Source organism: Mycolicibacterium agri (genome assembly GCF_002553505.1).
Classification (GTDB): Bacteria; Actinomycetota; Actinomycetes; order Mycobacteriales; family Mycobacteriaceae; genus Mycobacterium; species Mycobacterium agri.
The window spans coordinates 1-8,896 of the sequence record NZ_PDCP01000138.1 but is presented as its reverse complement, the minus strand read 5'-3'; the positions used below and the strand labels follow the sequence as shown (position 1 = coordinate 8,896).

At 63.5% G+C, this 8,896-nt stretch carries 9 protein-coding genes and 1 pseudogene; 5 read left to right on the top strand and 5 right to left on the bottom strand.

Going from position 1 to position 8,896, the window contains the following annotated elements:
• The 3 genes from CQY20_RS32220 to gcl all read left to right on the top strand — a co-directional run.
• Window positions 1-681, top strand: a 681-nt coding sequence (locus CQY20_RS32220; protein WP_109789775.1) for a TIM barrel protein, incomplete at its 5' end; no start/stop codon positions are given.
• Window positions 682-688: 7 nt separating this feature from the next.
• Window positions 689-1,633 carry a 2-hydroxy-3-oxopropionate reductase gene (locus CQY20_RS32215; protein WP_097945166.1) on the top strand — a complete coding sequence of 315 codons (945 nt, stop codon included), beginning with the start codon at window positions 689-691 and terminating at the stop codon, window positions 1,631-1,633.
• On the top strand, window positions 1,585-3,384 hold the full coding sequence (gene gcl, locus CQY20_RS32210) for a glyoxylate carboligase (protein ID WP_097945160.1): 1,800 nt from the start codon (window positions 1,585-1,587) through the stop codon (window positions 3,382-3,384). Before CQY20_RS32215 ends, gcl begins: the two co-directional genes overlap by 49 nt.
• A gap of 84 nt (window positions 3,385-3,468) precedes the next feature.
• On the opposite strand, the gene CQY20_RS32205 is transcribed toward gcl, so the two are convergent.
• Both CQY20_RS32205 and CQY20_RS36315 read right to left on the bottom strand, forming a co-directional pair.
• Complete coding sequence (locus tag CQY20_RS32205) at window positions 3,469-4,233, bottom strand: IclR family transcriptional regulator (RefSeq protein WP_097945164.1); 765 nt, start codon at window positions 4,231-4,233, stop codon at window positions 3,469-3,471.
• Window positions 4,234-4,401: 168 nt separating this feature from the next.
• Complete coding sequence (locus tag CQY20_RS36315; protein ID WP_133119195.1) at window positions 4,402-4,722, bottom strand: hypothetical protein; 321 nt, start codon at window positions 4,720-4,722, stop codon at window positions 4,402-4,404.
• A gap of 197 nt (window positions 4,723-4,919) precedes the next feature.
• On the opposite strand from CQY20_RS36315, the gene CQY20_RS32200 reads away from it, so the two are divergent.
• Window positions 4,920-6,386 carry an FGGY-family carbohydrate kinase gene (locus CQY20_RS32200; protein WP_097945158.1) on the top strand — a complete coding sequence of 489 codons (1,467 nt, stop codon included), beginning with the start codon at window positions 4,920-4,922 and terminating at the stop codon, window positions 6,384-6,386.
• A gap of 462 nt (window positions 6,387-6,848) precedes the next feature.
• Window positions 6,849-7,046: a helix-turn-helix domain-containing protein gene (locus tag CQY20_RS32195; RefSeq protein WP_097945156.1), complete on the top strand. Its 198-nt coding sequence runs from the start codon at window positions 6,849-6,851 to the stop codon at window positions 7,044-7,046.
• Between the two features lie 28 nt (window positions 7,047-7,074).
• Here the strand turns inward: CQY20_RS32195 and CQY20_RS32190 are convergent.
• The 3 genes and pseudogenes from CQY20_RS32190 to CQY20_RS35290 form a co-directional block, all read right to left on the bottom strand.
• Window positions 7,075-7,980 (bottom strand): annotated as a pseudogene (locus tag CQY20_RS32190) (hypothetical protein); the annotation flags it as partial.
• Entirely contained in the window at window positions 7,970-8,317 is a 348-nt protein-coding gene (locus CQY20_RS32185; protein ID WP_097945154.1) for a helix-turn-helix domain-containing protein, read from the bottom strand. The gene CQY20_RS32185 and the pseudogene CQY20_RS32190, both read right to left, overlap by 11 nt.
• 136 nt (window positions 8,318-8,453) lie before the next feature.
• Window positions 8,454-8,603, bottom strand: a complete 150-nt coding sequence (locus CQY20_RS35290) for a hypothetical protein (RefSeq protein WP_207767361.1) — start codon at window positions 8,601-8,603, stop codon at window positions 8,454-8,456.
• Between the last annotated feature and the right edge of the window lie 293 nt (window positions 8,604-8,896).

Below are 8,896 nucleotides of genomic sequence, written 5' to 3'. Positions count from 1 at the left end.
CATAATCCAGGGATAAGCCTTCAGATACACAACAACCTCCAACAAGGTGGCTGTTGCAATCACCCCCAGAAATCGCCGTCGGATCCGTCGCGCAGCAGCATCTTCCGCGACAGCGTCGACGTCGCGGTGGGCATCGCCGAGGCGCTGGGCACCAAGGCCTTCAACGCGTTATATGGAAACCGCATCGACGGCGTGGATGCTGCGGTGCAAGACGAAATCGCCGTCCAAAATCTGGCCTACGCGGCCCGCGCGGCGGACCGGATCGGCGCGGTCGTGCTGGTGGAGCCGGTCAGCGGCGCACCGGCCTACCCGCTCAAGCGGGCTGCAGACGCCGTTGGCGTCATCGATCGGGTTGTCGCCGACTGCGACCACCGGGTGCAGAACTTGCAGCTACTCGCCGACCTGTACCACCTATCCGTCAACGGCGACGCCGTCGGCTCAGTCCTCGACATCTACGCCGCCCGGATCGGCCATGTACAGATCGCCGACGCACCCGGTCGCGGAGAACCCGGCACAGGCACCCTTGATTTGGTCGGCTATCTCGATCAGCTTGCCGCCAACGGCTACCACGGATATATCGGGCTGGAGTACAAGGCCACCCGCCCGGATCCCTTCGACTGGCTACCGCGCCCGCGACGATCCATTCGTGACGCCGACCGCGCTGCGTCGTCGCAGAACTGAGGAGATCGTGAGCACCATCGGATTTATCGGACTTGGCATCATGGGCAGTCCCATGGCTGCCCATCTCGCCAAGGCCGGTCACCAAGTCATCGGATACAACAGGTCCCCCGAGCGTACCGCGGCGCTGGTGCAAGCCGGCGGTTCGGCGGCCGACTCGATCGCGGCCGCTGTCGCCGAGGCCGAGGTCGTCGCGGTGATGGTTCCCGACTCGCCGGATGTGCGCGCCGTCCTTGCCGGGGAGAGTGGCGTCTTCGACAGCGCCCGCGCAGACACTTTGATCATTGACTTCTCCAGCATCCGGCCCGACGTCACAATCGAATTGGCGGCGCAGGCGGTCGGTAGCGGGATGAGGCTCATCGACGCCCCGGTATCGGGTGGGGAGACCGGTGCCATCAACGCGACGCTATCCATCATGGTCGGCGGGGCTGCCGATGATGTGGCGGCCGCCCGACCCATCCTGGATGTTATCGGCAAGACCGTCGTCCATGTCGGACCCAACGGCTCCGGTCAGACGGTAAAGGCGGCAAATCAACTCATCGTGGCGGGCAACATCGCGTTGCTGGCCGAGGCGATCGTGTTCCTCGAGGCTCATGGCGTCGACACCGCAGCGGCCATTCGCGTGCTCGCCGGGGGCCTCGCCGGTTCAGCGGTGCTCGACCAGAAGGCACACAAGATGCTAGACCGCTCCTTCGAACCCGGCTTCCGCATCGACCTGCACCACAAGGATCTCGGCATTGTGACTAGCGCCGCGCGGCAAGCCGGAATTGTCGTACCGATTGGAGCCTCGGTCGCCCAGCTGATGGCTTCCGCACGCGCCAACGGTGATGGCAGCTCGGACCATTCGGCCCTGTTCCGAACATTAGCGGGACTGAGATTCCCAACCGTTATCACAGGAGAGCGCCAATGCCACGCATGCGGGCCGTCGACGCGGCAGTCAAGATACTCGAAATAGAGGGCGCCACTCAGGCTTTCGGGCTGCCCGGCGCGGCCATCAATCCCTTCTACTCCGCGATGCGCGCACACGGCGGCATTAAACACGTCCTGGCCCGTCATGTGGAGGGTGCTAGCCACATGGCCGAGGGCTACACGCGGGCTGCGGAGGGAAACATCGGGGTCTGCATAGGCACGTCCGGCCCGGCCGGCACCGACATGATCACCGGGCTGTATTCGGCGATGGCGGATTCGATCCCGATTCTGGCGATCACCGGCCAGGCGCCGACCGCACGGCTTCACAAAGAGGACTTTCAGGCTGTCGACATCGCCGCTATCGCCGCCCCGGTTACCAAGACGGCGATGACAGTGCTCGAAGCCGGGCAGGTCCCGGGTGCGTTCGCTCAGGCGTTTCACCTCATGCGCTCGGGTCGGCCGGGACCTGTGCTGATCGACCTCCCGTTGGATGTGCAGCTCGCCGAAATCGACTTCGATCCAGACACTTATGCGCCGCTGCCCGTCTACAAGCCCAGGGCAACCCGGGCTCAGGCAGAAAAGGCCCTCGACATGATGGCCGAGTCCGAGCGCCCGGTGATCATCGCCGGGGGCGGAGTGGTCAACGCCGCAGCAGAGGACTTGCTCGTCGAACTGGCCGAACTGCTCAACGTTCCGGTGATTCCCACGCTGATGGGGTGGGGAGTAATACCCGATGACCATCGACTCGCCGCAGGTATGGTGGGGCTGCAAACCGCGCACCGCTACGGCAACGCGACCATGCTGGCATCTGACTTCGTGTTGGGCATCGGCAATCGCTGGGCGAACCGACATACCGGCGGGCTCGAAACCTACTGCAAAGGACGCACATTCGTCCACGTCGACGTCGAGCCCACCCAGATCGGACGTGTTTTCGCACCAGCCTACGGCATCGCCTCTGACGCCAAGGCCGCTCTGGAACAGATGATCGGCATCGCCCGCGGCCGCCGCGCTCGCGGGCTCGTGCCGGATCGCAGCGCCTGGGTGCAGGATTGCCTCGAACGCAAACGCACCATGCACCGTAAGACCCATTTCGATGACGTACCGGTCAAACCACAGCGTGTCTATGAGGAGATGAACAAGGTTTTCGGCCGCGATACCCGGTATGTAAGTGCGATCGGGCTGTCTCAAATCGCCGGCGGGCAGTTTCTGCACGTCTACCGGCAACGAGGCTGGATCAACTGCGGACAAGCCGGGCCACTCGGCTGGACCCTGCCTGCGGCGCTTGGAGTCGTGGCGGCCGACCCCACCGCTACCGTGGTGGGGCTGTCCGGCGACTACGACTTCCAATTCCTCATCGAGGAATTGGCGGTTGGTGCCCAGTTCAACCTGCCGTATATCCATGTCGTGGTGAATAACTCCTATCTCGGACTGATCCGTCAGGCGCAGCGGCAATTCGACATGGATTTCCACGTGTCGCTCGCCTTCGACAACATCAACGCTCAGGAGAACGACTCTGAGCCGCTCGCCATGCCGAAGGGTTACGGTGTGGACCACGTCCGTGTCGCCGAGGGTCTCGGCTGCAAGGCCATCCGGGTGACTGAGCCTGGCGACATCGCCTCGGCGCTCACACGCGCCAAATCGCTTGCAGGCGAACACAAGGTACCCGTCGTAGTGGAGATATTTTTAGAGCGGGTCACCAACATAGCAATGGGTGCCGATATCGATAACGTTGTTGAATTCGAGCCATTGGCGCAGTATCTCGATGAATCGCCCTCGGCCTACGCTCTTTTCGACTAACACCCTCGATCGGGCGCGGGACAGGCGACTGGCTGCCGAATTCAGATCTGCTGCAAGGTGATCGGTTCAGTAGGTGAGTAGCAACTAGCGATTGGGTCCACCCTGGAAGGCCGCACCTAGCTCCTTAGCCACCCGCTGCATGATTGGAGCGATCCGGTCCGCTGCGTCCAGACCAAGACGGATGGCAGGCCCAGATACCGAGATCGCGGTAGGGAGTGGGGCGCCGGGCACTGGCACTGCGAAGCACCGGACACCGACCTCCTGTTCGCCGTCATCGATGGCGAATCCGCGCAGGCGGCTACGTTCAAGATCGGCGTTTAGCGCGTCGACGTCAGTCAGGGAACGGTCGGTGAAGGCCGGCAAGCCGGTACGGCTGATCAGAGACCGCACAGCATTCTCGGGGATCTGCAGCAGCAAAGCCTTCCCGACGCCCGTGCAATGTAGATGAACCCGGCGTCCGACTTCAATAAATGTGCGCATCGTGTGCGCTGAGGTGACCTGAGCAACATATACCGCCCTGTCGATGTCCAGCACCGCCATGTTCGCGGTTTCGCCGATCTCGTCGACGAGGGCTCCCAGCTGGTTTCGCGATGAGGGCCCAAACTGTTGGCTGGCACTCTGGCCGAGCCGAATCAGCTTCGGGCCCAGAGCGTACTGCTTATTGGGCAGCTGACGTACGTATCCCATCTTTGCCATGGTGCTGATCAGCCGGTGGATCGTGGGAACCGGCAAGCCCGCCTCTGCAGCGACTTCACTCAACCCGATCGGGACGCCGACGGCCGCCATAATCTCTAAGATGTCGAAGGCTCGCTCTACCGCCTGCACGCCGTTCGAGGCCTGCGAATTCATGACCCTCTGTACCTTCTGTTCCAATACTGACGGTTGGTCCCGCATTTTCGGCATGCGAAATTGGCTGATCAAACGATATCGCGGATGCCAGCTTCCCCGGCCATGCCACCCGATCAGGGGTTCAACGTTCGGCGATCTGACGGCAATGTTGCTTTCGAGCCATGCTGCTCATCTGGATCGCGGTGAGCGTGCACCACGACCACGGGCGGCAACGCCGCCCGTATGCACGTTGTCCAACCGCAAGGCAGGTGATAACCACGATAAATGTGCAGGCAAAGGGGCGTTTTGGAAGGAAGTGACGATCTGTTTGGCGATTCCCATCTGGCGGTCGACATCGTTGATACGAAGCGCCAGTGTGATGGGTGCAGCGTGCGGGCCACTCACGCGACGGACTGCCAGTTCGGCGAGATTCTCAAGCACGCCATCAAGCCAGGGGAGTGCGGTGATCGGCGCCACCTGTACACCGCTAACGTCGATCGGCACGTGCACGGTGGCTTCCGAATGCGCGTGCGCCGGCCTGCTGCAACTTCGGCGGACTGCAGGCAAAGCCGCCCGACTACTCGGCCAACGCCGCCGGCGCCAACTGGGCGTGGCATGACACGCGGATGTTGTTTGCGCGACATGCCTGCGTATCTCTGCATTCAATACACGGCGGTTCAAGCGCAGTTCCGTCGGGAGCACTTCTGATGCCGGAGAAGCAGCCGCTATGGCTCGGGGTGGATGTAGGGACCCAGCATGCTCGCGCGCTTGTCGTTAACGACGAGGGCCACGTCGTCGGAGCGGGTTCGGCGGCGCTGACCAGTACCCGCTGCGGTCCGCGGCATCAGCAGGATCCACGGCGATGGTGGACTGCGGTGGTTGATGCCACACGGGCGGCCCTGGCCGGCGTGCACGCCGACGCGTTAGGGGCACTAGCCGTCGCCGCCACCTCGGGCACCATCTTGCTCGTTGACCGCGCCGGGCATCCCCGCAGCGAAGCGCTGATGTATGACGACGCGCGCGCAGTCGAGGAGACCCTCCTCGTCGAGGACGTCGGCGCACCGGTGTGGCGCGCGCTCGGATATCGCCACATGCAGCCCTCCTGGGCGTTGCCCAAGTTGTTGTGGCTATCGAACAACTACCCGGGCCTGGCGAAAGAGACGATGCGGTTGTGTCACCAGGCCGACCTGATCACCGCCCGGTTCATCGGTCATCCGGTACCCACTGACACCAGCAATGCGCTCAAATCCGGATACCACCTCCTCGAGGACCGCTGGCCCGACGAAGTCTTCGACGGCCTTGGGATCCCCACACAGATGTTGCCCGCGGTGGTGCGCCCCGGCACTCTGCTCGGTCGGGTAAACGACCACGCCGGCGCGCTGACTGGCGTTCCCGTCGGCACACCGGTGGTGGCGGGGATGACGGACGGTTGCGCGGCACAGCTCGGCGCCGGTTGCGTCGAAATCGGGTCGTGGAATTCAGTTTTGGGCACGACGCTGGTTGTCAAGGGCGTCTCGGACCGGCTGGTTCGAGACCCGGCGGGAACGCTTTACTGTCACCGCGGGCCTGACGACACGTGGCTTCCCGGCGGTGCGTCGAACAGCGGCGCCGGGGCGATTGCGGAATGGTTCGCCGACGCCGATCTCGCCGAACTGACCGCGAAGGCGGCGACGTTGCCGATTGGCCCGGTGGTGTACCCACTCCTCGCGCGGGGGGAGAGGTTCCCGTTCCGGGCCGCTGAAGCCGAGACATTCATCCTCGGCCACCCCGACACCGATGCGGATGTGTTTGCTGCGCTGCTCCTCGGTGTGGCCTGTCTGGAGCGGCTATGTTTCGACCGGGTCGCGATGCTGGGTGCTCCGATGCACGGCATGTTGACCTTCACTGGCGGGGCCACCCGTAACGAGTACTGGACGCAGTTACGCGCCGACTTGCTCGGCAGGACCGTCCACATACCCGACCAAACTGAACCCGCACTGGGCATGGCGATCCTCGCCTCGACGTCGGACGGCCGATCCGTGCGAGAAGCCGCTGCCGCTATGGTGCGCGGGCAAAGTGAACGGAGCCCAAACCCTGCCCGGGCCGCCATCTTGAGACAGTGCTACGCCGATTTCCTAGAGGCATTGACCGCGCGGGGGTGGCTTGACACCGCCGTCGCGGCGGTACGCCCGTGACAGGCTATAGGCAGTATGAATTCGATTAGCGGCCAGCGCATTAGCATTGGCGCGGAAGCATTAGTTAGGCCTTACACTTGTCAGGCCCACGAAGAACGGGTTGAGCGGTGAACGCCGCGATCACCCGCGAACTCGCTAAGCACACGGTCAGTCGCTGGTAGGGCCATCCCAGATGCAGGAGAACCTCGTCCGGTCGCGCCAAGCCGGCGGCGCCAAGTGACCGGCAGTTACCGGTAAAGCCGCATATTCGATCCCGGTGTATTCGACGGGGTTGGGGTAGCTTCCAGCAGATGCTGCCTGGCTCTGTGACTGGCCTCATACTGGCGAATCAGCGTTGAGCTCACCAATGGTGACTTGGCGCGCTGGCCGATGCGATGCCGATCCATGCCACGCTTGGGGTGTCGACTCTTCGGCCACAAGCCCTGTATACCGGTTTACACCCAATCCTGTATACAGGTAGACATGGATAGTTACACCGCCGACGAACGTAAAGCACACGGTAAGAAGCTCGCCCGCGCTCGCACAGCACTGGACGACGCCTCACGGATCGCCCAGAACCTAGCCCGATCCGCCCACAGTGAAGGCGTCCCCGAAACGCAGATCGCCGCCGAGTTGGGGGTGACCCGCATGACGGTACGCAAATGGCTCGGCAAGCAGTAGGCCCTCGCTAGGTGACATAGCGCGACCCGAACGTGCGGACCTTGGTACGGGTTGTCGGTCCGGTGGCTACCCATTCGTCGATGTCTTGCTGTCGGCAGGTGGCCGCGGTGCGGTGATGGGTTTCGTGCAGCCAGGTAAGGGACTTGACTGTCTCATTGATCTCTTGTCTGGCTGAATGTGTTGGCCCATGGGAGGTTTGGCCTGATTTGGACTTTCGGCGTAGACGGTGCAGATGATGCCAGGTGGCGAACTGTTCGACGGGGGCTTGAACACTCGGCTCGCAGATTGCGTCGAGCTTGGAGGCCAGCCAGGACTGGAAACGCGCGAGGGGTTCATCGCGTTGTCGGAGCAGACCGTTGTGCTCGAGGATGCTGCGAAGATGTGAGACTTGCCGGTTTTGGCCGGCGGCGTCGAGACCGTCATGGGTGAGCGGGATGTCCCCGCCGGCCAGGCCGGTCAGCAGGGCCCGAACGGTAGGGGAGCGTTTCCAGGACAGGATGCTTTCGGGTCGGTCAACCCCGCAGAGGATTGTCACGATGGTGCCCATCGTCACCGGGTCGGCGGCACCGTCGACCATCAGGTCAGTGAGGTCGTCGCGTAGCGCGCAGCGAGCGCAGTGCCCGTCGCGGTAGAGCTGGCCTTCGGTGTGGCAGGTTGCGCAGCGGTAGTTGCCGGAGATACCGGCGCACGACAGGCATATCGGTCGGGGATCGGTGCGGTTGGCTCGGCCCGGTAGTACGCCGTTGTGCCCGCAGATGGGACAAACGCCGTGGGTGCGCATCGCGGTGTAGAAGCAGCTGTTGCACAACTGATCCGCGGGCCAGTTCACGCGTAACTGGTTGGCAATTCGGTGGCATCTGGTGCAGCGCAAGGCTCCGTCGCGGACCGGGGGTCGCCCGCGCGGGGCCGGTCGCCGGTTGGGATCAATCGTCATTGCGGGTCACCCGGGCCCGTCGCGGACGCACCGACTTGTTCAGTTCGACCACGTTCGGGCGTGCAGTCGTGGTTGACGAGGCGGCTTTCTTGCGGCGGACGTCGGTCGCTGTGACGGTGAGGAGGTCCTCGACGCCGCAGCCGAAGATGTCGCAAAGGGCAGCTAGGAGGTGCAGTGACATCCGTTCGGGTCGTTGATAAACGATCCGGTACACCTGGGGCCGGGACAGCTGGATACCGCGTTCGGCGAGCCGCGGCATCAGGTCGGTGCTGTTGTGCATACCGTGGGCGGCCATGATTTCTGGCAGTCGCCAGGCATAGTCGACTTGTCGCTTCATGACTTCTCCTGCTCGTCGGGCGACAGCGCGTCGCCAATGGTGGCGTTCAGCACCCGGCGCAATGTGCGGATGCGGAAATCGCTGGACACGCATAACGGCATAGTCGGATATTGGAACTGTCGGAATAGCTTCGTGTTCATAGGGTTTTCGGTCTTCTGCTGACATCGGCGGCGTAGTTGGTCCAGTCGCCGGCGGAGTAGTGCTGCCATTGGACGGCTACGTTGATGTGGATGCCGAGCATCCGCGCCAGGACCGCGGCGGGAAGCTCGGTGGCAAGTTGAAACAATGCGGTGGACCGTGTTTGGGCTGGGCGCAGTCCGATCAAGCGCAGGCGTTGGCCGAGTCTGTCGGCGCTGACGGGGCGGTGCGGTTGCCCGCCAGGAAATAGCCAGGCAGAGGTTCCCTGGTCGCCGAGGACAGCGTGGCCGCGGCGCGTGGTGACGAGGTCGCAGACGAGTCTGGACAAAGGCTCGGGGAGCACGATGGGAACGCTTCCGACGCGTGTTGACCGTCTCTGTGGATGACGACCGCGGGGTGGCCATTCTTCATTGAGGCTGCCGATGTGGCGGTCGGCGTGGT

What these genes read in the sequence shown, in the direction of transcription:
- CQY20_RS32205 (WP_097945164.1), bottom strand. Translation starts at nt 4,233, where the DNA reads ATGAATTCGCAGGCCTCGAACGGCGTGCAGGCGGTAGAGCGAGCCTTC.
- gcl (WP_097945160.1), top strand. Translation starts at nt 1,585, where the DNA reads ATGCCACGCATGCGGGCCGTCGACGCGGCAGTCAAGATACTCGAAATA.
- CQY20_RS32200 (WP_097945158.1), top strand. Translation starts at nt 4,920, where the DNA reads ATGCCGGAGAAGCAGCCGCTATGGCTCGGGGTGGATGTAGGGACCCAG.
- CQY20_RS32185 (WP_097945154.1), bottom strand. Translation starts at nt 8,317, where the DNA reads ATGAAGCGACAAGTCGACTATGCCTGGCGACTGCCAGAAATCATGGCC.
- CQY20_RS32195 (WP_097945156.1), top strand. Translation starts at nt 6,849, where the DNA reads ATGGATAGTTACACCGCCGACGAACGTAAAGCACACGGTAAGAAGCTC.